At 41.4% G+C, this 24101-nt stretch carries 22 protein-coding genes; 16 read left to right on the forward strand and 6 right to left on the reverse strand.

The features are described 5' to 3' along the window. Positions 1 to 155: 155 nt before the first annotated feature. The 5 genes from FTV28_RS08515 to FTV28_RS08535 all read left to right on the forward strand — a co-directional run bounded on the left by FTV28_RS08515 (position 156) and on the right by FTV28_RS08535 (position 7595). Positions 156 to 2159 carry a hypothetical protein gene (locus FTV28_RS08515; protein WP_179990128.1) on the forward strand — a complete coding sequence of 668 codons (2004 nt, stop codon included), beginning with the start codon at positions 156 to 158 and terminating at the stop codon, positions 2157 to 2159. Between the two features lie 89 nt (positions 2160 to 2248). Then, a complete protein-coding gene (locus tag FTV28_RS08520; RefSeq protein ID WP_179990130.1) occupies positions 2249 to 3961 on the forward strand; it encodes an AAA family ATPase in 1713 nt (570 codons plus the stop codon). A 140-nt stretch (positions 3962 to 4101) separates the two neighbouring features. Then, positions 4102 to 5085 (forward strand): ion transporter, encoded by a 984-nt coding sequence (locus FTV28_RS08525; RefSeq protein WP_096901190.1) that lies wholly within the window; start codon positions 4102 to 4104, stop codon positions 5083 to 5085. 283 nt (positions 5086 to 5368) lie between these two features. Beyond that, a complete protein-coding gene (locus FTV28_RS08530) occupies positions 5369 to 6289 on the forward strand; it encodes a LysR family transcriptional regulator (protein WP_131261626.1) in 921 nt (306 codons plus the stop codon). A 130-nt stretch (positions 6290 to 6419) separates the two neighbouring features. Then, the gene (locus FTV28_RS08535; RefSeq protein WP_154320808.1) at positions 6420 to 7595 is read left to right on the forward strand and encodes a CynX/NimT family MFS transporter; all 1176 of its coding nucleotides are present in this window, start codon (positions 6420 to 6422) and stop codon (positions 7593 to 7595) included. Between the two features lie 85 nt (positions 7596 to 7680). Here the strand turns inward: FTV28_RS08535 and FTV28_RS08540 are convergent, their stop codons facing one another. After that, positions 7681 to 8136: a DUF441 domain-containing protein gene (locus FTV28_RS08540; protein ID WP_004976854.1), complete on the reverse strand. Its 456-nt coding sequence runs from the start codon at positions 8134 to 8136 to the stop codon at positions 7681 to 7683. A gap of 159 nt (positions 8137 to 8295) precedes the next feature. Between FTV28_RS08540 and FTV28_RS08545 the strand changes: the two genes are divergently transcribed. Next, positions 8296 to 9018, forward strand: a complete 723-nt coding sequence (locus tag FTV28_RS08545; protein WP_004976852.1) for a pseudouridine synthase — start codon at positions 8296 to 8298, stop codon at positions 9016 to 9018. A 101-nt stretch (positions 9019 to 9119) separates the two neighbouring features. On the opposite strand, the gene FTV28_RS08550 is transcribed toward FTV28_RS08545, so the two are convergent. From FTV28_RS08550 to FTV28_RS08560, 3 genes are all read right to left on the reverse strand, one after another. Continuing rightward, positions 9120 to 9563, reverse strand: coding sequence for a GNAT family N-acetyltransferase (locus FTV28_RS08550; protein WP_004976850.1), 444 nt, complete (start codon positions 9561 to 9563; stop codon positions 9120 to 9122). 93 nt (positions 9564 to 9656) lie between these two features. Further along, a complete protein-coding gene (locus tag FTV28_RS08555) occupies positions 9657 to 10013 on the reverse strand; it encodes a type II toxin-antitoxin system RelB/DinJ family antitoxin (RefSeq protein WP_004976848.1) in 357 nt (118 codons plus the stop codon). Positions 10014 to 10123: 110 nt separating this feature from the next. Further along, complete coding sequence (locus tag FTV28_RS08560; protein WP_154320807.1) at positions 10124 to 11038, reverse strand: pseudouridine synthase; 915 nt, start codon at positions 11036 to 11038, stop codon at positions 10124 to 10126. Between the two features lie 216 nt (positions 11039 to 11254). On the opposite strand from FTV28_RS08560, the gene tsaE reads away from it, so the two are divergent. The 4 genes from tsaE to hfq all read left to right on the forward strand — a co-directional run bounded on the left by tsaE (position 11255) and on the right by hfq (position 15271). Next, positions 11255 to 11731, forward strand: a complete 477-nt coding sequence (gene tsaE, locus FTV28_RS08565; protein ID WP_096901184.1) for a tRNA (adenosine(37)-N6)-threonylcarbamoyltransferase complex ATPase subunit type 1 TsaE — start codon at positions 11255 to 11257, stop codon at positions 11729 to 11731. Continuing rightward, positions 11724 to 13706: a DNA mismatch repair endonuclease MutL gene (gene mutL, locus FTV28_RS08570; protein WP_154320806.1), complete on the forward strand. Its 1983-nt coding sequence runs from the start codon at positions 11724 to 11726 to the stop codon at positions 13704 to 13706. Before tsaE ends, mutL begins: the two co-directional genes overlap by 8 nt. A gap of 6 nt (positions 13707 to 13712) precedes the next feature. After that, complete coding sequence (miaA, locus tag FTV28_RS08575) at positions 13713 to 14657, forward strand: tRNA (adenosine(37)-N6)-dimethylallyltransferase MiaA (RefSeq protein WP_167845959.1); 945 nt, start codon at positions 13713 to 13715, stop codon at positions 14655 to 14657. Positions 14658 to 14749: 92 nt separating this feature from the next. Next, a complete protein-coding gene (gene hfq, locus FTV28_RS08580) occupies positions 14750 to 15271 on the forward strand; it encodes an RNA chaperone Hfq (RefSeq protein WP_104851882.1) in 522 nt (173 codons plus the stop codon). Positions 15272 to 15440: 169 nt separating this feature from the next. Here the strand turns inward: hfq and FTV28_RS08585 are convergent, their stop codons facing one another. Together FTV28_RS08585 and FTV28_RS08590 are read right to left on the reverse strand one after the other, a co-directional pair. Beyond that, complete coding sequence (locus tag FTV28_RS08585; RefSeq protein ID WP_179990132.1) at positions 15441 to 16739, reverse strand: peptidylprolyl isomerase; 1299 nt, start codon at positions 16737 to 16739, stop codon at positions 15441 to 15443. Next, entirely contained in the window at positions 16739 to 19186 is a 2448-nt protein-coding gene (locus FTV28_RS08590) for an LPS-assembly protein LptD (RefSeq protein WP_167845961.1), read from the reverse strand. Before FTV28_RS08590 ends, FTV28_RS08585 begins: the two co-directional genes overlap by 1 nt. A gap of 120 nt (positions 19187 to 19306) precedes the next feature. On the opposite strand from FTV28_RS08590, the gene FTV28_RS08595 reads away from it, so the two are divergent. The 6 genes from FTV28_RS08595 to FTV28_RS08620 all read left to right on the forward strand — a co-directional run bounded on the left by FTV28_RS08595 (position 19307) and on the right by FTV28_RS08620 (position 24101). Then, complete coding sequence (locus tag FTV28_RS08595) at positions 19307 to 20320, forward strand: aminoglycoside phosphotransferase family protein (RefSeq protein WP_131261487.1); 1014 nt, start codon at positions 19307 to 19309, stop codon at positions 20318 to 20320. Continuing rightward, the gene (gene murU / locus FTV28_RS08600; protein WP_131261486.1) at positions 20321 to 21010 is read left to right on the forward strand and encodes an N-acetylmuramate alpha-1-phosphate uridylyltransferase MurU; all 690 of its coding nucleotides are present in this window, start codon (positions 20321 to 20323) and stop codon (positions 21008 to 21010) included. 84 nt (positions 21011 to 21094) lie between these two features. Continuing rightward, positions 21095 to 21727, forward strand: a complete 633-nt coding sequence (gene rsmG / locus FTV28_RS08605; protein WP_131261485.1) for a 16S rRNA (guanine(527)-N(7))-methyltransferase RsmG — start codon at positions 21095 to 21097, stop codon at positions 21725 to 21727. Between the two features lie 22 nt (positions 21728 to 21749). Beyond that, positions 21750 to 22532, forward strand: a complete 783-nt coding sequence (locus FTV28_RS08610) for a ParA family protein (RefSeq protein ID WP_096901175.1) — start codon at positions 21750 to 21752, stop codon at positions 22530 to 22532. Beyond that, entirely contained in the window at positions 22529 to 23416 is an 888-nt protein-coding gene (locus FTV28_RS08615; RefSeq protein WP_131261484.1) for a ParB/RepB/Spo0J family partition protein, read from the forward strand. The genes FTV28_RS08610 and FTV28_RS08615 overlap by 4 nt, the downstream gene beginning before the upstream one ends. Positions 23417 to 23447: 31 nt before the next feature. Further along, positions 23448 to 24101: a MotA/TolQ/ExbB proton channel family protein gene (locus FTV28_RS08620; RefSeq protein ID WP_168460246.1), complete on the forward strand. Its 654-nt coding sequence runs from the start codon at positions 23448 to 23450 to the stop codon at positions 24099 to 24101.

The following is a 24101-nucleotide window of genomic DNA, read 5'->3' on the forward strand; positions in this document are numbered from 1 at the left end:
AAGTGGCTTAAGCTCGATTGAAGAATTGTCCACTTTTTGCAGATGGAAATAAAAAACAAAAAATAGGGATGTATCACGTGATGGGTCTAGTCGGTGCAATCAAATAAAAATAAGATGACACTTAGATAGACCGCACTTAAGCATGAGGAGCGTATATGCAGCCAATTTGCCAGCATAGCCAGTTGCATGCCGTTGCACAGCAATTGGTTCGTATTTCCAGTGTGGCCGCAGAAATCTATCAAGATCAAATGGATTTGGTTGGACATTTTACAGCACAAAATTTGTTTCGGATCGATCCTTTGCAGCATCGGGTTGAATTGCTAAACGGTCTATTTAGCCTTGAATTTTATCCGCCTAAATCTAACCCTAGTTTAATTCAGACGCAGTTTGAGTTTGCGGGGCTGCATCAAGAAGCGTTTGAAGATTTTTTTCTGCATGATTTACAGTTTCACACGGGCGATTTAAAGCCACAACACTCCTTATTTTTGCGTAATCAGGCGCAGCAATTACGACATCTGATTATGCAGCAAGCCTATATGTGGGTGGATGGTGCTGCACGTGTTCAACAGTTGCTGCTGCATTTAGATGGTGTACAGGCTCAGATTTTAGATCAAGCCTTGATTCAGTCTGATTATGCCCAACACGCTGTTTTTACAGGTGCTGTACAGCATGGTGCGGTCATTCCAGAGGAAACTTTGACTGCTTTATCTGCATTGTGTGCTTTAGAATTTATTGAGGGTGATACCTTTTTGCCTGTGCAAGCCTTAATGCACAGTTATGATGATTTTTGTTTTAGTGCAGCACAGTTTTTGCCTAAAGCCATGTATCGTATTTTGGCGGTGTCCTTTCCTGAGCGTTTTAATTTGCAGGATTTAATTGACCATCAGGATGATATTCAGTTGTTGTATCGGCATGCCGAAGAAAATGGTCATTTACTGGGTTTTGCCCGCTTAATGCATCGAGAAGTGTGGCAGCGTTCCGATGCATTGGCAAAACCGCATTTCTTAAAATCCTGTCCTTTAATTTGGCAAAAGAAGGTTGCCAAACTGCCGTTATTTGATTATCCACGAGCGGTGAACTGGCTGTTTAAACAGTCTGCACAAGTGTTGGATTGGCTCAGTTTAAATATGCAGCATACCAGTGTGCGGGTCGCAGTGACTGCGCTCAGTTTTGTCGATTGTAGTCAGGCACATCCGCGTATTATTTTAGCGACATTGCAATATTTTCAATATTCTGCGGCGCGTATGTTTATTCAAAGCTGTAATGTGTATGCAACACAGCAGGCTTGGTTTGCGCATGCACATAATGTCAGTCTAATGCCACATGGTGAAAAGCAATCTGTAGATGATCCACGTGTTGCGATTAGTCCTTCCATTTTGTATTTGGATGAATGGATGAGTTTGCTAAAAACCGTGGCGCAGCAAGATGAGTATTTGGTTAAGCATGTATTTAGACGTTTGAGTCGTGTCATGCAAAGTTATATGACTTATTTGCAGCAAATCACACAGGATTTACAGCCTACTTTGTTGGATTATATTCAGCCCGAGAGTCAGCAGCAGCGTGATTTTTATACGGTATTGCAGCGTTATCAGCTTCAACCCGATGATTTTAGGCAGCGTTTTTATTTACGGGCGCAGCATACGCGAGTTTCAGTGTTTGACAGTTATGTGCGTGACTATTTACTGGAATATTTTGCAGCGCATACGCATATTCCTAAAAGTCTGAGTTGGTTGGGGCTGTTTCATCAGGCGGTGCGTTGGCATCAACAAGTGTATAAAGCAGAGCTATTTGCCAAACTGAAAAAAGAAATTCCGTGTAGCACATGGCAGGCGAAAAGCCCGCAGCAAATATTGTACTTTTCAGGTTGGTGTTTTGAAGAACTGACCGATTTAGACCGTATTATTGAAGAATCGAAAAACTTTAAACACTGTTTGGCACTTAGCTATGCCAAGCTAATGAGTGAAGGGCAATATGTGGCTTTTCACATGGCATCGCCACATTATGCGCAGCAATTGACTCTGGGCTGTCATTTTCGGCAGGGGCAACTTGAATTTGATCAGTTGGAATATCCGAATAATCAAAAAGCGGAACAGTTACTGGTGACCATTGCAGAGCAGTTTATTGCATGGCTGAATCCACAATTGCCAGCTAAAGCATAAGACAACAGTTGTCGTATTCGCAGACTTGAGCCTTAACTTTTAGGCAAAAACTCGTTAGGCTATAGCCGTTCAGCAATGGTATAGGTCTTATGAAACAGGAAACTGCACTTAAACTTTTAAAAGCAGGCGAAAATGTCTTTTTAACAGGCTCTGCTGGTGCGGGTAAAACCTATACCCTGAATCAATACATCAATTATTTAAAAGCACGAAAAGTACCTGTAGCCATTACAGCATCTACAGGTATTGCTGCAACGCATATGAATGGCATGACCATTCACACGTGGGCAGGTATTGGTATTAAAGACTTTTTGTCCGATGCCGACCTAAAAAATATGAAAGAGCGCAAATATCTCAAAGAACATTTAGAAAATGCGCAAGTGTTGATTATTGATGAAATTTCGATGTTGCATGCCAAGCAACTGAATTTAGTCAATCAGGTTTTAAAATATTTTAAAGACAGTGATGAAGCCTTTGGCGGCATTCAGGTAATTGTTGCAGGAGATTTTTTCCAGTTACCGCCTGTAGGAAAAAACGATGAGCGCAATCGTGACAAGTTCTGTTTTATGTCAGAGGCGTGGGTCGAAGCTAAATTTCGAGTCTGTTATTTAACTGAGCAGCACCGTCAGGGCGACGATTATTTAAATGACATTCTCAATGCAATTCGTGCACAAAGTATTGATCATCAACATATTCAGGCTTTGGAGCACACCCGCCATCAAGATATTGGCGACACTTTCACACGTTTATATACGCACAATATGGACGTGGACAATATCAACTTTAAGCATCTGAATGAAATTGAAACTGAGAGCAAGCAGTTTGATGCCGTGTGTGATGGCAATGAAAAGTTGATTGAAACGCTGAAATCATCCGTACGTGCGCCTGAAATTTTAAATCTAAAAAAACATGCCAAAGTGATGTTTGTTAAAAACAACTTCGATATGGGCTATATCAACGGCAGTTTGGGCGAAGTGATTGGCTTTGAAGAAGATGACGATCACGGTATTTTGCCTAAAGTAAAATTGACCGATGGCACAGTATTACTGGTCGAGCCTGAAACTTGGTCGGTGGATAATGATGCAGGCAAAACCATTGCCAGTTTCCAGCAAATTCCGCTGCGTTTGGCATGGGCAATTACCATCCACAAATCACAAGGTATGACCTTAGAAGCGGCAGAAATCAATCTTAGCCATACTTTTGAAAAAGGGCAGGGTTATGTGGCGTTGTCACGATTAAAATCGTTAAGCGGTTTGCGTTTATTGGGATTTAATAGCCAAGCTTTGGAACTCGACAGTTTAGCGATTAAGGCTGACCGCCGTTTTCAGGAATTGTCTGAAGAAGCTGAAACGCACTATGAGCTGTTGGATTTAACACCACAACATAATGCATTTATTCGTCACTGTGGTGGCACGTTGAACGAAACCGAAATTTTGCGCAATGAAAAGAAAATTGCCAAAGGTGGAAAAACCAATTATGCGACTGCCACGTTAGATGAAACCCGCGCTTTATTTGAAGAAGGTTATGATATTCAGGATATTGCAGTAGAGCGAGGTTTAACTCCTGCAACTATTATCAACCATTTGGCACGTTTGCAAAAAGAACAAAATCTGGATATTTCAGTGGCACATCCAGGTGAAGAAGTGGTGGAAGAGGTCCGTAAAATTTATAAGCGATTAATGAAGCGTCAAAATGCAGAGCACTTCAGCGATGATGGCGCAATTAAACTGCGCCCGATTGTTGAAGCGACTAGTCCACGCATGGGCTATGATCAGGTGCGTTTAGCATTGCTGTTTATTCAGTAGTTTAGTCATTTGGATAATGATGACTTATACTGCAATTCTGCATTAAAAATGCCCGCTTAACGTCACATAAAATACTATCGTTTTGAGAAAAACTTCGGTTAAACTGCCATCACTGTAAGCCTTAAAATATAATATTCGGTATGGCATTTACACCGTGGTACACATTTCGAAAATTTGTCTATAACAACTTACACGACGATGACTATGAAACATGGTTTAGTCGTTGCATTAACTATTTTTTAATTTTACTGATTTTAGGCAATGCCAGTGCGGTTATTTTAGAGTCGGTGAATGATGTCTATCTTGCCTATCAGGTATTTTTTGACCATTTTGAAAACTTTTCCATCGCAGTGTTTACGCTTGAATATTTGCTGCGGATTTGGAGTATTGCCGAAAAAGACCCGTTTATTTCGCCGTGGAAACAGCGTGTAAAATGGCTTACCAGCGGTGGGGCAATTATAGATTTGTTGGCGATTCTACCTGCTTATATTAACTTCTTTGTGCATCTAGATTTACGGTTCCTAAGAATTTTACGTTTGCTGCGTTTGTTAAAACTGACACGTTACTTTGTATCATTGCAAATTTTATTAAGAGTGATCGAACGGGAAAAAGGATCATTTCAGGCAGTCATTTTTATTCTCTCTATTATGATTGTGATGTCTGCCGCAGGTGTGTATGTGGTGGAAAGCAAGGCACAGCCTGAAGCCTTTAGCTCAATTCCCGCTTCGATGTGGTGGGCAGTGGTGACTTTAACCACAGTCGGTTATGGCGATGTCACACCAATTACCCCTTGGGGCAGAATTTTAGGTGCGTTAATTACGGTATTGGGTGTCGGCTTGGCAGCATTGCCTGCAGGTATTTTAGCCACAGGTTTAGCCAACGAACTTGAACAACGTAAGCAGCATTTAGGGTTGAAATTTAGAGAGCTATTGCAAAATAGTGAGATTGATCTGTTAAATGATCAAGAAAAAATTGAAGATTTACGCAAACAAGTCGGTTTAACCACTGAGCAAACCCAAGATATTTTATTGCAGTTAATTCGTGAGCGTCGTGAAGAAGAGCTGCGTTTAGAACAGGAGCCTTATAAATACTGCCCACATTGTGGAGAGAAGTTGTCGGAGTAAGCGAGGCTTGGGTTAAGAATTTCAATTCTAGTTTGGCTCTGCACGTTGGAAGCCTAAAACATGCTTGCTGAAAGCCATATTATTTTTATGGAATTGTATTGATTTCGTAGTAAATATCATCGAATAAAAACTAAGATGAAGAAAACTCATTATTTACATGCTAAGATTAAATTAATTCATTATTAAATTGAATCATGTTTGGCTTTGTTTCTTATTTTGCAAAATAAAAATGCGACCTAGGTCTAAACATGCAGTCAATAACTTGAAAAACTAGGAACAAGCAATGCTTGAAATTCGCCACTTAAAAACGCTATCAGCCCTGCGTGAACATGGTTCTTTGGTTGCTGCCGCCAATGATTTATGTCTGACGCCATCTGCCATTTCTCATCAACTCAAAGAACTAGATCATTGGTATGGCGTAGAAGTGGTGAACCGTCGTAGTCGCCCTGTGACATTTTCCAATGTCGGACAGCGTTTATTGAAACTGGCGGATGATGTCCTGCCACAAATTCAAATCACCCAAACTGATATTACCCGCATTGTGCATGGTCAAACGGGGCGAATTATTTTTTCTTCGGAATGTCATAGTTGCTTTGACTGGTTGATGCCGCTGCTGAATCAATATCGTCAGCAATACCCTGATGTAGATTTAGATTTTGCTTCAGGTTTTGAAGCCAATCCGCATGAATTATTGCAAAACGCAGAATTTGATTTATTGATTACCGCAGACCCGATTGCCTTAAAAGGTATCGAATATTTTCCAATTTTTGAATATGAATCGCGTTTGGTGTTGTCAAATACTCATCCTTTAGTACGTGCCGAGCGCATTACCGTACAGGAGTTGGCAGAAGAAACCCTGATTACCTATCCTGTCGATAAACACCGTTTAGATATTATGTCTAAGCTATTCATTCCAGCCAATATTCAGCCAAAAGCTATTCGTACTACAGATTTAACCCAAATGTTGATTCAACTGGTGGCGAGTGGGCGAGGGATTGGCGCATTGCCAGATTGGGTGGTGAATGAATATGAGCAAAAAGGCTGGGTAACTTCACGTCGTTTAGACTGCGTTGCTGCGGGAGGATTACGCCGTACCTTGTATGCGGGTTATCGTAGCGAAGAAAAAGAAAAGTGCTATTTTGAAGGCTTTTTGAAGCAATTAGAGAAATTTTCCCAAAAACGCACGCAGTATTATTCAAGTTAAAAATCGTACGATCAGCATCGTAAAGAGAATGCTAATTTATCGCTAAAAACACTAAGCTCATCTAAATCTCCACTAAAAACAGTGAGATGTTCTTGCTAAGCTTGCCTTGCGAAAATTAAGGGAGAGCGCAGTGAGTTCGGTACGTTGGCTGACAAAGGATTTGTGGATTGTTGCTGCGGGTTTTATGGCAGCAATGCATATTGGCAAGTTGCCACCGACTGTACCCATCCTACAAGCTGAACTCGGAATTAGTTTGGTTCAGGCAGGTTTTTTGCTGTCTTTGGTACAAGCTGCGGGCATGTCTTTGGCGTTGTTGCTAGGCAGTTATACCGCAAAAATTGGCTTAAAACGCTGTGTACTTTTGGGTTTGTCTTTATTGGCAGGTGCAAGTTTTGTTGGTGGTTTTGTACATAGCTTTTCCGCACTATTAAGTCTGCGTGTAATTGAAGGTTTTGGCTTTTTACTGATTACACTCAGCGGCCCTGCATTTATTCGTCAACTGGTTGCAGTGGAGCAGTTGCCTGCTAAAATGGGGCTGTGGAGTGCCTATATGGGCGGTGGGATGGGTATTGGTTTACTAAGTACGCCGTTTTTACTGCCCATCTTGGATTGGCAAGGCGTGTGGATGTGTTTGGGATTGTTATCCTTTGCGCTCGCAATCATCATTTATAAAGCCGTACCAAGTGTGCAGATCAGCACGCAAGCCATTGCCATCTTTGAACTGATTAAAAGCACTTTGAGCCATCCACCCGCATGGATATTGGCTTTGGTTTTTGGTGTTTATGCAGGGCAGTGGTTCAGTTTGGTGGGTTTTTTGCCGACCATTTATCAGCAATATCAAATATCTTTACAAACCGCAGGTGTGCTCACAGCTATGGTTGCAATGGCAAATGCGGTGGGTACATTTGTATGTGGGTTGTTATTACAGCGTGGGCTGAGAGCGCAAGTGTTGATGCAAATGGGTTTTGCGGTATTGATGCTATGCGCACTGAGTTTTTATATTTTGCGTGATGTTTTACCATTCATTGTGCAGTTTTTATTGGTCATCCATTTCTCTTTATTTGGTGGTTTAGTCGCAGCTGTGGTATTTGCGCAAGTACTTAATTTTGCACCACAACCGATTGCGATTAGTACCACCGTAGGTTTGGTGTTGCAGTGCTCGGCAATTTCACAATTTTTATTGCCGCCTGTGGTCGCAGCTATCGTATCTGCCACAGGAACATGGCTTTGGGTTGGTATTTTAATGGCCGTTTTATCTGCAATGGGAATGATATTAACATCTATCTTGTTTCGCAAAGTGGCTTAGATTTGGATGGTTTTTATTGAAATTGGTTGATACAAGACGATGAATTCAAGCAAAACCATCTAAACCAAGCGTCCCTAAATCTATGTTAAGAATAGCCAATAAACAAGGTGAGAATTCCTGCTGCAATCAGTGGTCCCACAGGCACGCCACGTAGCACAGCAACACCTGCGACTGTACCAATCAATAAGCCTGCGACCACATCAGGCTGATTGGTCATGAGCTTGACACCACGCCCGCCTAACCATGCCACAAAAACACCAATTGCAATCGCAAGTAAAGATTTCCAACTCAGGAAAGATTTTAGAATTGCTTCGCCTGGAAGTTTGCCACTGGCAATGGGTGTCAGTACGCCAATGGTGAGAATGATAATGCCCAGATTTAAGCCATGCTGCTGCAATAGTGGGAAAAATTCACTTAGCGGCGTAATTCTAAAAACAATCAGTACTGCTGCGGCAATGGTCACAGCCGTATTTTGGCTAAAAATACCGCATGCGAGTAGAACGATCAGCACCATCAGGTTAAGGTCTAATTGAGAGAGCATGGTGATCCATAAAAGGGGAAATAAATTGGAAAAGTGCAGTTATTGTAACTGTTTTGAACTACAAGCGGGCAAGGTACGCAATGTGTTCAGAATTTACGGTGTATTTGGTTTAGAATAGTAGCAAATATATTTATACTTTTTATCATTAGGTCGCTCATCATGTTGTTGGAAAAAATGTTGCAATCACAAGGCTTTGGATCACGTAAACATTGCCAACAACTCATTAAAAATGGTGCAGTCACCATTATGGGCGAAACCCAGACCAATCCTAAATTCGCGATAAAAATTGCGCCTGAAACGGTTTTGCAATTTTCGGTGTATGGGCAAAATTATCAATATCGTGAAAAGGTCTATATCGCCTTACATAAACCACAAGGCTATGAGTGTTCGCATCAGGCGACCCATCATTTTAGTGTGTTTGACTTGTTTGATGATGTATTGCTGAATCGTGGTTTGCAGTGTGTTGGACGCTTAGATCAGGACACCACAGGGCTGTTATTGCTGACGGATGATGGACAGTTTTTACAAGCATTGACCCATCCTAAAAAGCATGTGGCAAAAGTGTATGCTATGCACACCGCAGACCCGATTAATGCAACACAAATCCAGCAACTTGAGCAGGGTGTCGCATTGCGCAATGAATCAGGGACATTTGCTGCAACAGAGGTACAACAGCTTGCTGAACATGAATTGCAGATGACCATTCATCAAGGTGTTTATCACCAAGTTAAACGTATGCTGGCAGCAGTGGGCAATAAAGTAGAACAATTACATCGTCAGCAAGTTGGTGCATTAAACTTGACTGATTTGGCTTTAGATGTGGGTGAATGGATGTATTTAAGCCCTGAACATGTCGAGTTGGCAAAAAGCCGTATGGAATAACATGAGTTTAGCTGAGCTTTCATCAATAGCTTATGAGCAATGGCTTGGGCTAGGTTAAATTTAAATCCATTGTCTAACTCTGCAATCGTCAGATCAGATGACTATTTTAAAAAGCAGTGATAGGTTTGAAATTCATCATCTTTGACAAAACCCATCTTTTCATACAATTGGTGGGATTGGTAATTACTTTTCTGTGTTTCAAGGCTAATCCGTAGCGCATTTTCATGTCGTGCAAATAAAATTGCAGTATCAATGAGCTGTTTGGCCGAACCTTGTCGTCTAAAAACAGGGGTGACATAAACGTCATCTAAAATATAGTAGGTCGAGCAGGCAACCGAAGAAAAGCCTAAATAAAGTAATACAAATCCAGTGATTTTTTGATCTTTGATATGAATGAAAATCACACTTTCCTGATTTTCAAAACGCTGTTTTAAGAATGCTGCTGAAAGGCTTAAATTCGAGGATGCACCATAAAACTGACGATACTCATCGAACAATACAGCAAGCTGGTCTAAGTCTTCTAAAGTGGCACGTCTTACAATCATTACGATACTCCATGCTTTTTTATTGTCCTTGCATGAAGCATAGCTAAGTTTTTAAAGTAAATTTTTAAAGAATTGTTTAAAAATGCAACACTGTTAATTTTTGTCAGTTTCACCCAAAATTGCATTGAGTTCATCAAACAAGTCTAGATGTTCATCATCCAGTTCAAAATCTTCAACACTATTATTGCCAGTTACAGATGCTTCATTGCTTGGGGTTGCATCCACTAGCGTTGCTTTTTGCTCTTGTTTTAATTTGCGTAACTTAATCAATTGTTCCAGATTAATATTCTGATTTTCAATTGAAAAGGGAATTGATTTAGTCAGCACGACTTGCTTAAAAAACAAACGTACCGCTTGCGCAGGCGTAATCCCCAACTGTTTAAACACAGCAAAGGCTTGTTTTTTCTCTTGAGAGTCCAAGCGTACTTGATAGACTTCAGTTTTTCTCATAATTTTTAATAGAAGGAAGTAGATTTAAATTTTAGCAATATTGTAAACAATTCATTTGTAATTTCAATATGACTACAACGAAAATCCACTATTTTGTAATGACAAACATATTACAATGTCAATTCTTGCTGTGCGCTAAAGTGGAATTGTTGCTGGCTAATCGGGTCAAAAAAACTTAAATGCTTGGCAAGCAATTGTAGCGGTGCAGAAAAATCATCTGCTTGTTTGTGCTGTAAAATGGGATAAAACGGGTCGTTCTTAATCGCAATACCTAAGCTATTTAAATGCACACGCAGTTGGTGCTGCTTGCCTGTTGTAGGCTTTAATTCATATTTTGCCCATGTTTGATTATGTTCAAGCAAACGAATTTCTGTTTCGCTGTTAGGTGTGCCTGCCACGACGTGCATCAAATAAAAAGGTTCACCTTTTTCCATGCGTAATTGCACAGTACATGGTAGTGACAAATTAGCTTGATAAGGCGCAATGGCATGGTAGGTTTTTTGCACCTGACGTTCTGCAAATAATTGCTGATACACCGCCCGAGTTTCTGGTTGTTTGGAAAACAGCACCACACCCGCAGTTTCGCGGTCTAAACGATGAATAGGTGTGAGCTGCTCATTCTGTGTTTGTTTTTTTAAGCGTACTAATAGGGTTTCTTGTACATATTGCCCTGTAGGGCTCATGGTCAAAAAATGTGGTTTATCTACAACCAATAAGTGTTCATTTTCAAATAAAACTTGATGCTGAAAAGGCACGGCAACTTCATGCGCTAAAAAACGATAATAAAAAATATCCTGATGTGCGCTATAAGGTGTATCTAAATCTAAACGCTTGCCTTCGGCATCATAAACCAGACCATCCTCAAAGCGTTGCAGCCATTCCTGTGCAGAAATATGGGCAAACTGGGCACATAAATAACGAAAAATTGATTCAGGCTGTGTGCTTAATTTGGGTAAATGCAATTTGCTGGCGCTCACACCATCTAGCATGGGTGGAACAAAGGTGTTGGGATGAGTCGACTTCATCTGCAAATTGCTCATATTCAGGTGGGAGAGTTTCTTTTTTATCATATTGAAAATAGCCTAAGCAGTTTGGGTGCTAAGCTTAATAATCTTGATTCATTGCCTTGTCTAAACTTGTTATAAATTGTCCACATTTACACAGTTTTATCCATCAGTACATAGGCTTTAAAGCAGTGCGATGCTATCATAATTGGTCTTTTGAATCATGTCGTGAGCGTTATGCAGTATTCATTTAATTTGGCTTTAAATAATGAGCAAGATACCCAAAATCTGGCGCAGGTTTTGGCAACGCATTTTCGGTCGGGTGTGATTTATTTAATTGGTGATTTAGGCGCAGGAAAAACCACTTTATCGCGTTATTTTCTACAGCATTTGGGGCATCAGGGCGCGGTTAAAAGCCCGACTTACACCTTGGTGGAACCTTATCAAATACAAGGACAAGATATTTTTCATTTTGATTTATATCGTTTAAATGATCCTTATGAATTAGAGCTGATGGGCATTCGTGATTATTTAGAAACCCCAAATGCCTTGTTTTTATTTGAATGGCCATCAAAAGGTGGCGATGAAATTCCGCCCGCAGACCTGATCATTGAAATTAAAAAATCGGAAGATGAATTAAGCCGTACTGCAACGCTAAGTTCGTCTTCGGTTGCATTACAACAAGCTTTGGAGCAACAATTTAATCATGCCTAATGATGTGTTAAATCTACGTCGGATCCACACGCTTGAACCTGCCTTAGCCAACCAAATTGCTGCAGGTGAGGTGATTGAACGTCCTGCCTCTGTGGTCAAAGAACTACTAGAAAACTCCATTGATGCAGGTGCAACCGAGCTAATTATTCGGGTGGCACAAGGCGGCAGTACACTCATTGAAATTATTGATAATGGTCGTGGCATTCATGCTGAAGATTTGCCTTTGGCGGTGACTCGTCACGCGACCAGTAAAATTCAAACGGCTGATGATTTACATGCTATTGTCAGTTTAGGCTTTCGTGGTGAAGCACTGGCATCAATTGCAGCAGTATCGCGTTTGACTTTGGTCAGCAGCCAAACTGAAGATGGTGTTGGTTATCAGGTTGAAGTCAATGGCACTGCCTTTGACCATCAAGATATTCAGGCCGTTGCTGCACAAAAAGGCACACATATTCGGGTGCAGGATTTATTTTTTAATGTGCCTGCACGACGTAAGTTCCTGAAAAAAGCAGGTACAGAATTTGGACATATTGAAGAAATTGTCCGTCGTTTGGCGCTGACACATTTTGATATTCGTTTTGTTTTGGAACACAACGACAGCATTAAACTGAATTTACCCATTGCAGACAGTGGCGAATTGCGTTTTCAGCGCGTGCAGCAACTTTTAGGACGAAACTTTGTCGAAAATGCCTATTGGATTGATGCTGATAGTGTCACCATGCGCTTATCGGGTTGGTTGGGGCATCCTTCCGATGCACGTTCACAAGCCGATTTACAGTATGTGTATGTGAATGGACGTATTGTAAAAGACAAGACCATCTCCCATGCTTTGCGTATGGCATACGAAGGTATTTTGCATGGACATCAACATGCTGCATATTTGCTATTTTTAGAAGTAGAACCTGAAAATATTGATGTCAATGTGCATCCGACCAAGCATGAAATTCGCTTTTTAAATCAGCGAGAAGTTCATGAGTTTGTAAGACATTACGCCAAAGAAACCTTAGCGCAATTTCAAACTGCAACTGCAGATTTAGCTACAGCCATGAAAGCCGATCCTATCGAACAAGCTGCGCCTTATGTGGTGCAACCGCGTTATCAGGAACAATTTTTACTGCACAAACATGCCGAGGCAAATCCTTACAATTCCGCTGACGATGCAGTAGATGCGTACACGATGCAGCCCGCTTCACAAGCGGGAAGTGAGTTACTTACCGATTTTAATCAGAGTCAGCCGCAGACAGTTCAATATAACCGACCTGTGCAGAGTAATTATCAAGGTTCGCAACAGCTCAACAATGCTTTAAAAAGCTATCTCGCGCCTTTACGTGATCTAGATCAAGACTCAGCCAATCTTACGCAAACAAACACAACACCTGCGGTGGATGAGCATCCGCTCGGCATTGCAATTGCGCAATTGCATGGTATTTACATTCTGGCGCAAAACAGTGAAGGCTTGATTATTGTAGATATGCATGCCGCCCATGAACGAATTGTGTTGCAACAGATGAAAGCCGCTTGGGATAAACCTGAGTTTTGGACTTCGCAGCAATTGCTGATCCCCAAAGTTATCAGCATTAGCCGCATGCAAGCCATGCGGGTGGATGATTTAAAAGAACAATTGGCACGACTGGGCTTGGAAATAGACCAATATGGCGATGAACAGGTCATTGTGCGCGGTGTGCCCGCGATTTTGCATAAGGCAGATTTTGCCGAATTAATTCCTGAATTACTTGATGATTTAGACCCAAATGATGAAGCGCAGGCGTTACTGCAAAAGCGTGATCATATTTTGGCGGGAATGGCATGTCATAGTGCAGTACGTGCACATCGGATGTTAAGTCTTTCTGAAATGAATGCCTTATTGCGTCAAATGGAACAAACCGAATTTGCTAGCCAATGTAATCATGGTCGCCCGACTTGGCGTGCCTTTCCATTGGCACAACTAGATAAACTTTTTGCTCGAGGAGAGTAGCGTTACATGTCAAATCAATTGCCGGTCATCAATTTAATGGGACCAACTGCAAGCGGTAAAACTGCTTTGGCATGTGAGCTGTATGAAATGGGGCATTTTGAGCTGATTTCAGTCGATTCTGCGCTAGTTTATCGAGATATGGATATTGGTACAGCCAAACCAACTAAAGCGGAACAGGCGCGTTATCCGCACCATTTGATTGATATTATCAGCCCGCTTGAAGTTTATTCTGCTGCACAGTTTGTGGAAGATGCTTGTGCCTTAATTGATGATATGCACGCGCGTGGCAAAACCCCAATTTTAGTGGGTGGAACCATGCTGTATTTTAAAGCTTTGCTTGAAGGACTATCTTCCAATTTACCCAGTGCCAATTACGACGTCCGTGCAGAAATTGAAGATAAAGCTGCACGCGAAGGTTGGGAAGCGGTCTATGCAGAGTTGTGTGCAGTAGATGCACTGGCGGGTGAAAAATTTAAGGTATCAGATAAACAACGTATTATTCGTGCACTAGAAGTTTATAAATTAACAGGAACGCCAATTACCCAGCTTCAGGCGGAACAACCCAAAAATGTACCATATCGTTACACTTTTCATAACCACGCCTTGATGCCTGATCGGGTAGAATTACATCAGCGTATTCAAAAACGCTTAGAGATTATGTGGGAAATGGGTTTTTTGAATGAGGTGCGACATCTTATTGAAAATTACGATTTAGATGCTAATTTACCCTCTATGCGTTCAGTTGGCTATCGTCAAGCTTTAGAGTTTTTGCAAAACGGTGATGAAAGTCGCGAAAAAATGCAGGAAATGGAGGATAAGGCGCTATTCGCGACACGACAACTCGCGAAACGTCAATATACTTGGCTCAGATCGTTGCAAGAATCGCATAAATTTCACACATATTTTACGATAAAGCAGGCTCAAGAAGACTTGCGAAACTGTTACGGATAAAGCAAAATTTACCTACTGTCTTTTTTATAATTTTTAATTGAAAAATAGAGATAGTTTTTGCGCTGATTTTTAATTATTTTTGGAGTTATAACATGTCTAAAGGTCAAACTTTACAAGATCCGTTCTTGAATTCTCTCCGTAAAGAACGTATTCCTGTTTCTATCTTCCTTGTGAACGGTATTAAGCTACAAGGCCATATTGAATCTTTTGACCAGTATGTTGTTTTATTAAAAAATACGGTAAGCCAAATGGTTTACAAACATGCAATTTCTACAGTTGTTCCTGCACGTAATCCACGTCCTGCTGGTGCACCTGCTGGTGGTCAAGGCGCTGGCTTTGGCGGTCAAGGCGGTGGCTTCGGTGGTCAAGGTGGTGGCTTTGGTGGTCAAGGCGGCTTCGGTGGTCAAGGTGGTGGCTTTGGTGGTCAAGGTGGCGGTTTCGGTAGTCAAGGTGGCTTTGGTGGTCAAGGCGGTGGTTTCGGTGGTCAAGGCGGCGGCTTCGGTGGTCAAGGTGGCTTCGGTGGTCAAGGTGGCTTCGGTGGCGGTCAAGCAACTGGCGGTTTTGACAACGATTCTAAATTTGAAGAATCTTCAGAAGACGATAACAACCGTTAATTGATCTTCTTAAAAAACCTCTCGAAATGAGAGGTTTTTTTATGTCTATGGTTTTTTTATCAAAGTCGTATTTTGGTAGTGGCTAAGATGAAGTGCATATGGTAAAAAAGCATAAAAAACCAGTGTTGCTACACTGGTTTTAATTTTGGAAATAGCAGAAAACTTAAGCTTAGTTTTTCTTGCGGTCTAAGCTTGGGTCTTTAATTTCTACAAAAGCATTGTTACGTGTTTCACGTAACCAGCTATCCAATTCAGTATCAAACTGGCGTTCACCTAGTATTTGACGTGCCATACGTTCTTGGTATTCACGAGTCATATCTTGCTGGCGTGTATCGGTCACTTGCAGTACATGCCAACCAAACTGGGTTTGGAATGGTGCGCTAATTTCACCTTTTGCAGTATTTTTCATTTGATTTTCAAATTCTGGCACCATCACGCCAGGATTCACCCAGCCTAGACTGCCGCCATCACGTGCAGAGCCAGCGTCATTAGAGAACGTCGCTGCTAAGGTTGCAAAGTCTTCACCCGCTTTTAAACGGTTGTGAATACTGTCAATCATGTGTTTCGCATTTTCAGGGCTTACGACTTCACTTGGCTGAATCAAGATATGTCGAGTTTGATATTGTGGAACTAGTGCACGTTGCTCAGTACTTTTGCGCTCCAGTAATTTTACGACATGAATACCATCACGGACTTCAATCAGTTCACTGGTTTGCCCCACATCTAATGGCGTAATACGTGCAGCAAGTTCCGCGGGAATATCGGTCAAGTTACGTAAACCCATGTCTGCAGACTGAACGGTTACACCATTGCCTGTATATTTTTTACTAATGGCTTGAATGTCATTGTTCTGCGCCAATTCAGCTTTGACTTGTTGCGCAACTTGTGCGGCATTTTCTGCTCCAGAAACACGCACATGCAAAATATGTACTTGATTGCCTAAGGCAGCCTGACCTTGTGGTGTTTTCAGGAAATTATCAACATCTTGGTCGCTAATTTGAATACGTGACATTACGACTTGCTGACGTAAGCGATTCATTGCCAAATCTTCAGCAATACGGTTACGTAAAAACGCATAACTGCCTGGTGCAGATTTATCTAATTTTTGCTGAAAAGTTTCTAGGCTGTTTGCGCCATTTTTCTGTGCAACTTTTAAAACTGCTTCATTTAAAGATTTTTCATCAGCTTTAATGTTGTAGCGTTTGACTTGCTCTAATTGCGCTTGGCGTACAATCAGTTGTTCTAAAGCTTGTTGTTCTAAAATGTGTTGTGGTGGAACAGGGCGCTTTTGCATCTCAAGTTGTTGTTTGAGTTCAACCACGCTTTGCGCTAAATCACTTTTTAAAATGACACTATTGTCAACTACAGCCACAATTTGATCATTCGCAGCAAATGCAGGCAGCGCTGCTGTCATGCAAAGTGCTAAGGTTGATGCTTTTAAAAATCGTTTTAACTGTTCTGTTTTCATTAACGTTGTGTCCAAGATTGATTAATTTTATTAAAACCTAAAATACGGTTTTCAAGTAAAGATGCAAGTTTATTATTGAAACTGCCTAAACCTTTTAAATTTAACTCTGCCATAATGGCACGTTTGGGTTTAACGCCCGCATCCGTCACATCATCCAAGTCGTTATAGTAAGAGCGTCCATAGACTGAAATGCCCCAACAGCAAGATTCATAATTCACCCCTAGCAAATATTCACGGGCGACGCTATGGTCTAGGTCGTATTGCGCATGACCTAAAATACGCCAGTTGTTGTGAATCGGCTGAATAAACGATGCCACAACTTGATCATAATGATCTTGACGGTTTGGAATAACACGACGGTTAATATAACCAAAGCTATATAAGTTGCCTTGATCACCCGTGTAAAGCATATTGACACTGCGCTGTGCATTGTCGCCATTTGACATCCATGCAGCATTGGCACCCACACTGAGGTTTTGACTTAGCTGACTGGTTAAGCTCACAATTGGCCCAGTACGGTTTTCCGTATTAAATTCGTCTTCGGTATTATCCAGCGTGACACGACGATCTTCAAAGTAAAAACTTTGACCAATTCCTGCTCTAAGGCGTTCCAAACCAATTTCATCAAATAGGCTATAGTTTAAACCCAAAGACAAAAAGTTGTTGTCTTCTAAACGGTCATGACCATAGAAACGGTTTGGACTGAACAACTGGTCATAATTAATCGAAGCTGTTGCAGAGTCAAAGTTTGGGTGGTCGTTTTGATTGCGGTACGGTGCATAGGCATAGAACGCGCGCGGGGTAATGGTTTGCAAGAAGCGACCATCTTTTTCAAAGGTAATCCCTGTGTCTAAAGTGAATTGCGGAACAGTAACCGACTCACTTTTACTTGAAGATTTATACGTGTCTGTACTTAGAGTTTCTTTATCATAGAAGGTGTTGATGTTGCGTAACGATACTTCTGGAATCACAAATGACCACGGGTTACGGTAGTTGTAACGCACTGCAAAGTCATTATAAATACGCGTACCACTTGGTTCCCCATCTTGCGCAGCTAGATCTTTTTGGAAGTAAGCCGTGTCGTTATTAAATTCGACTTGGAAGCCTTGAGGATTACCTGTTTTATAGTTCAATAAAAATTGTGGTAGGCGTGCATAAGGGCGATCTACAGATGGAATCGTCTTATCCAGGGTTTGGAAATCCTCAACTTTGAGCTGTGCTTTTAAACCCGGTATACCGTTACGATAATTCAACTCCCAAGCACGACGTAAATTCAGGTCGGTTTTAGAGTTCGGGTTGTTATTTAAATCGGCAAAGTAGTCTTTGTCCGATGCATAGTTATATTCTAGGTTGGTTGAAAATTGCTCGTTAATTTGCCAGCCGTGTAAAAAATGTAGATCTTTACGGTCTTGATCAACATATTTGGCATCCGATGCTAAATAACCGCCCCAAATTTTACCTGAACCAAAATTTTCAGTTAAATAACGGAATTCACCTTCTAGCATCGCGCCACGATCGGCAATATAACGCGGGCTAACGGTTGCATCAAAATTCGGTGCAAGGTTTAAATACACAGGCACAGACAGCTCGACACCACCATCATTGGTAAAGCCAAAACTAGGCGTCAAAATACCTGTGGTACGGCGGTCATCAATTGGGAAATTGAAGTAGGGTACAGCTAAAACTGGTACATTTTTCACATACAATTTGGTGCCGCGTGTTTCACCGCGTCCCGTTTCCTGATTCAGCTTAATTTCATTGGCTTGAATTTTCCAGGTTGGCGCTTGCTCGGGTGGGCAGGTGCTGTAGGTGGCGTTATTGAGTACCATGGTATTGGTTGAGGTACGTGCAATTTTTTCTGCCATGCCATGCGCATGCTGTTTTTCAGCAATATAAAAACTGTTATTTAAATCGCCTTGCTGAGTTTTAAGGTTGTAGTTAATTTCATCACTTTGCGCAAGTAAACCAGCTTGTGCCATTTGTACACGACCTTCGGCTTTGGCAAAGGTTTGGGTTTGATCAATGGTAATTTTATCGGCGCGAATTTGACGGCCTTGCTGGTCAATCAGGACATTGCCTTCCAAGACGGAATCGCCATTTGGGTCATAGTGACCATAATCGGCAGTAACGGTAGAGGTCGCTTCTGCAGCATCTACGGCAACGGTGCTTGAGCTGATTGGTGTTAGCCATGCACCTTCACAATAGGCAGAACTTTGAGTGTGCCCAAATTGTTGTTGTGCTTCAGGTGCAGCTTTATCAACATAATATTGCTCAAAGAACTGCTGCCCAGGATAAGCTTCCTGAATGGTGTGTTTAAGCTGCTGGTTATTGAGATTTGTGACAGATGAAGTCTGATCTGTGGTCTGCGCATAGCTGGAAACAGAGTGACCACATAACAGAGTTAAGACCGCAGTCGCTAAAGGATTAAATTTAAACTGATGCTTCATTTATCTCATCAACCAAGAATGCTTAATCGCAATTAATTATTGTCGCATCATAGAGAAAAAGCGCAGAAGTAGCTACACTTAGCACTTTAAAAACTCAGCCTGTATTAGAATTTATTGCAAATGAATACACAACGCGAACAATTGATACAAACATGGATAACATCTGTACTTGGTTCAGATCAATTTGAAACTCATTTTTTAGCAGGCGATGCAAGTTTTCGTCGTTACGCACGAATCAAGTTGAATAATAAAACATTTATGCTCATGGATGCACCACCAGAAAAAGAAGATTGTGGTCCTTTTGTGACGATTGATGAATTTTTTGCTGCCCATGGCGTGCGCGTGCCAAAAATTGTAGCCAAAGACCTGACACAAGGCTTTTTGTTGCTTGAAGATTTTGGTGATGTCTTATTATCTACCTTGCTGAATGATCAGACTGTAGATGACTACTATGCGCAGTGTTTTAAGCAGTTAATTCAATTACAAGATATTGATGGTACGGCACATTTCCCTGAATATTCCTATGACAAACTCATCAGTGAAATGGAGTTACTCACCGATTGGTTATTGCCTGCCTTACAGATTCAGCCAACGGCTGAAGAAAGTGCATTAATTAAACGTACATTTGCAATTTTGGCCAATGCCGCTTTGGCTCAGCCACAAGTGATTGTGCATCGCGATTTTCATAGTCGTAACTTAATGAAAATTAATGATGATACCGAGCTAGGTGTAATCGATTTTCAGGATGCAGTGATTGGTGCAGACACCTATGACCTGATTTCAATTACGCGTGATGCTTATGTACAGTGGAATGCTGAGCGTGTGTATCGCTGGTTTAAAATGTTTTATGACTTGTTGCCGGCAGCATCTAAGCAAGACCGTGATTTTGAACAATTTAAAAAAGATGCCGATATGATGGCGATTCAGCGTCATATCAAAATTTTAGGTATTTTTGTGCGTTTATTTGAGCGTGATGGTAAATCGGGTTATCTCAAGGATTTACCGCGCGTAATGTGGTATTTACTTGAAGAAAGTAAACCTTATCCAGAATTACAACCATTTATGCACTTTATTCACACGACAGTAATGCCAAAATTTACAGCCAAATATGGTCAGTATGAGGTGGTTGCCTAAATGAAAGCCATGATTCTTGCTGCAGGCATGGGTAATCGTATGCGTCCTTTAACGTTGCATACACCTAAGCCATTATTGGAAGTCGGTGGTAAGCCTTTAATTGTGTGGCACATCGAAAAATTACAAAAGATGGGTGTGCAGGAAATTGTCATCAATACGGCATGGTTGGGTGAAAAACTTGCAGATGCTTTGGGTGATGGTTCGCAATTTGGTGTGAAAATTTTGTGGTCGCATGAAGGCGAAGGCTTAGAAACTGCAGGTGGCATCATCAATGCGTTGCCATTATTGGGCAATGAACCTTTTATATTGGTGAATGGCGATGTTTGGACCACCATGGATTTTGCGCCACTATTAAATGTGCAGCTTCAAGACGACTTGGCACATTTGGTTTTGGTGGAAAACCCTGTGCAGCATCCGCAAGGTGATTTCACTTTGGCTGCAAACAAAGCCTATACTTTTGAGCAAGCACGCTCAGGTGAAAATCTGACTTATAGTGGCGTGGCGGTGATGCATCCGCAAATGTTTAACGGTTTGGAATCGGGCAAACGTCCGCTTGCGCCATTGCTCAAACAAGCCATGCAGCAAGAAAAAATTTCTGCACAGAAATTGCAGGGTGTTTGGGTGGATGTTGGCACTCCTGAACGATTAAATACGCTAGATCAACAAATTCAGCAGGGTGTGTACGCTTAAGTGCATATTCACTAAGCATTCGCCCCTATGACTGCAACTATAAATCGGTATACTTCCATTAACTTTTTCGAGATGTGAATTGTGATGCATTCGTTTTTTCAGGAACTCAAGCAAGGTAGTCAGGCTTTAGGTTTAGAGCTCAGTGATGAGGCTTTAAATTTATTACTCAAATACCAAGATGCTTTGGTGCTATGGAACAAAGCGTACAACCTCACTGCAATTCGTGACCCGAAAGAAATGCTAGTGAAGCATTTGCTAGATAGTCTGAGCATCCTCAAAGATTTGCCTGCAGGTCGTTTACTGGATATTGGTACTGGCGGTGGTATGCCGGGCATGATTATTGCCTTGTGTCAGCCTGAGCGCGATTGCGTGTTATTGGACTCGAATGGTAAAAAGATTCGTTTCTTAAAACAGTTTATTGCCGATTTAAAACTGAAAAACGTCGTGGCAGTTCAGACCCGTGTTGAAAATGAAGACAGCATCCGCGAGTTAGGTCAGTTTGATGTAATTACCAGTCGTGCTTTTGCATCTTTAACTGACTTTGTAGCCGCGTCAAAACCATTTATGCATGAGCAAAGTATTATTGCATCTATGAAAGGTTTGATTCCTGCCGATGAAGTAGAGGCATTGAAAGATGAATTCAGCTGTGAAATTATCGAGCTTAAAGTTCCGCGCTTAGACGAACAACGTCATTTACTTTTATTAAAACGTATCTAATTTTCAAAGGACTGGGGTGATCATGGCACAAATTATTGCGATTGCGAACCAAAAAGGTGGTGTCGGAAAAACCACAACCGCAGTAAATTTGGCAGCATCTTTGGCTGTTTTGAAAAAGCGCATTTTATTGGTCGATATGGACTCACAAGGCAATGCCACCATGGGTTCAGGCATTCAAAAAAATGATTTGCTGTATTCAGTGACCGATGTATTGTTGGGCGAAGTGCCGATTGAAACTGCAATTAGCAAGGCAGAAGTTGGTTATAAAGTTTTGGGTGCCAATCGTGATTTGGCTGGGGTTGAATTGGTGATTGCTGAGCAAGAGGGGCGTGAGTTTATTTTGCGCAATGCCTTGCAAGAAGTTGCCAAAGACTTTGATTATATTATTGTCGACTGTGCACCAAGTTTAAGCTTAATTACAGTAAACGCTTTAGCAGCAGTGCAAAGTGTAATCATTCCAATGCAGTGCGAATATTATGCACTTGAAGGTTTGGCTGACCTGACGCAAACCATTGACCGTATTCAACAAGCACTCAATCCTGATTTAGAAATTATTGGTGTATTACGCACCATGTATGATGCGCGCAATGCCTTAACCCGTGACGTGTCTGAAGAATTATCGCACTATTTTGGTAAAAAATTATACGATACCGTGATTCCGCGTAATGTACGCTTGGCAGAAGCACCTGCACACGGTTTACCCGTCATTTATTTTGAAAAAAGCTCGAAGGGTGCAGTTGCCTACCTGAATTTAGCAGCTGAAATGTTGAAAAAAAGCAAAGTGAAAAAAGGAAGTAAAGCATGACCACAAAAAAACGCGGATTAGCCAAAGGTCGTGGTTTGGATGCCTTATTGGGGTCAATCCAGAAAGAAAAATTACAACTTGAAGTGCAATCTTTAGATCATGGTCAGCTCAAACAAATTGATGTCAATTTATTAAAACGTGGTGAATATCAACCGCGTCGTTTTATTCAAGAACAAGATTTGCAGGAACTGGCGGCATCTATTGAAAAACATGGTGTAATGCAGCCAATTGTGATTCGTCCTATTGATGACGAACTACATCCTTATGAAATTATTGCAGGTGAACGTCGCTGGCGTGCTGCACAGTTGGCTGGTTTAACTGAAATTCCAGCAATTGTGCGTGATTTGACCGATCAGGTCGCGATTGCTTTGGCATTAATTGAAAACATTCAGCGCCAAGATCTTAATCCGATTGATCAGGCAATGGCGCTGCAACGCTTTCACGATGAGTTTGGCTTGAGTCATCAAGAAATTGCCGAAACAGTAGGTAAAGCACGTACCACGGTCAGTAATTTATTGCGTTTACTCACTTTGGCTGAGCCTGTTAAAGAGTTGATGCAGCAAGGCTTGCTAGATATGGGTCATGCACGTGCTATTTTAACTTTGAAAGCTAAAGATCAGCTCAAAGTCGCGCAGCATGTAATTGAAAAGAATTTATCGGTACGTCAAACCGAACAGTTGGTACGTGACTTTAATGCGCCAAAACAAGAAAAGCCGAAAACGGCTATTGCGCCTGATATTCAACAACTCACGCAACGTCTTTCTGAGCGTTTTAGTGCAGATGTTAAAATTGATTATAACAAGCAAGGTAAGGGCAAATTGACCATCAGTTATCACTCTCTGGAAGAGCTGGATGGTATTTTAAATATTTGCCTGTCCGATTAATTTTAATTCGTATTTTATTGGGGAAAAGCGAATGTGGGAATTGGTAAAAGCAGGTGGCTGGCTGATGCTGCCGTTGGTATTGTGCTCGGTATTTACCGTTGCAATTACCATTGAGCGTTTTATGCGTTTAAAGCGTGCTGGCGTGTTACCAAATGCACTGTTATTAAACCGTGGACAGAGTTTGTCTACAGTGTTGCAACAGTTGAACCAAAGTGAAAGCTTAAAAAACAGTACCCTAGGTCGTATTTTTACTGCTGGCGCACGTAACCAACAACAATCAGAACAATATGCACGTGCACAAATGGAAGCGACTGCATCACAAGAAATTGGTTATTTAGAAAAAAATATTAATTTTTTAGGGACGCTTAGTGCTGTTGCGCCATTATTAGGTTTGTTAGGTACAGTGCTTGGAATTATTGAATCATTTTTAGTGATTGATGTAGGCGCAAGCAATCCCACACTCATGATTCCAGGGATTTCTAAAGCTTTGATTACTACAGCGGCGGGGATGTTAATTGCAATTCCTGCGTTATTTGCCTATCGTTATTTTCAGCGTTTGGTGCAAGAATATGTTGCGGAATTAGAGCAGCAATCGACCCTATTTCATGCGGGACTTTTTCATCAAAAAACACTTACTCAGGCTGAACCTGAGTTGAATGCGCAAGATGTGAAGAAAGTTAGCTAG

The organism is Acinetobacter sp. YH12252 (genome assembly GCF_013417365.1).
Classification (GTDB): Bacteria; Pseudomonadota; Gammaproteobacteria; order Pseudomonadales; family Moraxellaceae; genus Acinetobacter; species Acinetobacter towneri.

Coding starts and splice junctions, on each gene's coding strand:
- FTV28_RS08515 (WP_179990128.1), top strand. CDS start 156: ATGCAGCCAATTTGCCAGCATAGCCAGTTGCATGCCGTTGCACAGCAA.
- FTV28_RS08520 (WP_179990130.1), top strand. CDS start 2,249: ATGAAACAGGAAACTGCACTTAAACTTTTAAAAGCAGGCGAAAATGTC.
- FTV28_RS08525 (WP_096901190.1), top strand. CDS start 4,102: ATGGCATTTACACCGTGGTACACATTTCGAAAATTTGTCTATAACAAC.
- FTV28_RS08530 (WP_131261626.1), top strand. CDS start 5,369: ATGCTTGAAATTCGCCACTTAAAAACGCTATCAGCCCTGCGTGAACAT.
- FTV28_RS08540 (WP_004976854.1), bottom strand. CDS start 8,136: ATGCTCTCTCAATTAGACCTTAACCTGATGGTGCTGATCGTTCTACTC.
- FTV28_RS08545 (WP_004976852.1), top strand. CDS start 8,296: ATGTTGTTGGAAAAAATGTTGCAATCACAAGGCTTTGGATCACGTAAA.
- FTV28_RS08550 (WP_004976850.1), bottom strand. CDS start 9,563: ATGATTGTAAGACGTGCCACTTTAGAAGACTTAGACCAGCTTGCTGTA.
- FTV28_RS08555 (WP_004976848.1), bottom strand. CDS start 10,013: ATGAGAAAAACTGAAGTCTATCAAGTACGCTTGGACTCTCAAGAGAAA.
- FTV28_RS08560 (WP_154320807.1), bottom strand. CDS start 11,038: ATGAAGTCGACTCATCCCAACACCTTTGTTCCACCCATGCTAGATGGT.
- tsaE (WP_096901184.1), top strand. CDS start 11,255: ATGCAGTATTCATTTAATTTGGCTTTAAATAATGAGCAAGATACCCAA.
- mutL (WP_154320806.1), top strand. CDS start 11,724: ATGCCTAATGATGTGTTAAATCTACGTCGGATCCACACGCTTGAACCT.
- miaA (WP_167845959.1), top strand. CDS start 13,713: ATGTCAAATCAATTGCCGGTCATCAATTTAATGGGACCAACTGCAAGC.
- hfq (WP_104851882.1), top strand. CDS start 14,750: ATGTCTAAAGGTCAAACTTTACAAGATCCGTTCTTGAATTCTCTCCGT.
- FTV28_RS08585 (WP_179990132.1), bottom strand. CDS start 16,739: ATGAAAACAGAACAGTTAAAACGATTTTTAAAAGCATCAACCTTAGCA.
- FTV28_RS08590 (WP_167845961.1), bottom strand. CDS start 19,186: ATGAAGCATCAGTTTAAATTTAATCCTTTAGCGACTGCGGTCTTAACT.
- FTV28_RS08595 (WP_131261487.1), top strand. CDS start 19,307: ATGAATACACAACGCGAACAATTGATACAAACATGGATAACATCTGTA.
- murU (WP_131261486.1), top strand. CDS start 20,321: ATGAAAGCCATGATTCTTGCTGCAGGCATGGGTAATCGTATGCGTCCT.
- rsmG (WP_131261485.1), top strand. CDS start 21,095: ATGCATTCGTTTTTTCAGGAACTCAAGCAAGGTAGTCAGGCTTTAGGT.
- FTV28_RS08610 (WP_096901175.1), top strand. CDS start 21,750: ATGGCACAAATTATTGCGATTGCGAACCAAAAAGGTGGTGTCGGAAAA.
- FTV28_RS08615 (WP_131261484.1), top strand. CDS start 22,529: ATGACCACAAAAAAACGCGGATTAGCCAAAGGTCGTGGTTTGGATGCC.
- FTV28_RS08620 (WP_168460246.1), top strand. CDS start 23,448: ATGTGGGAATTGGTAAAAGCAGGTGGCTGGCTGATGCTGCCGTTGGTA.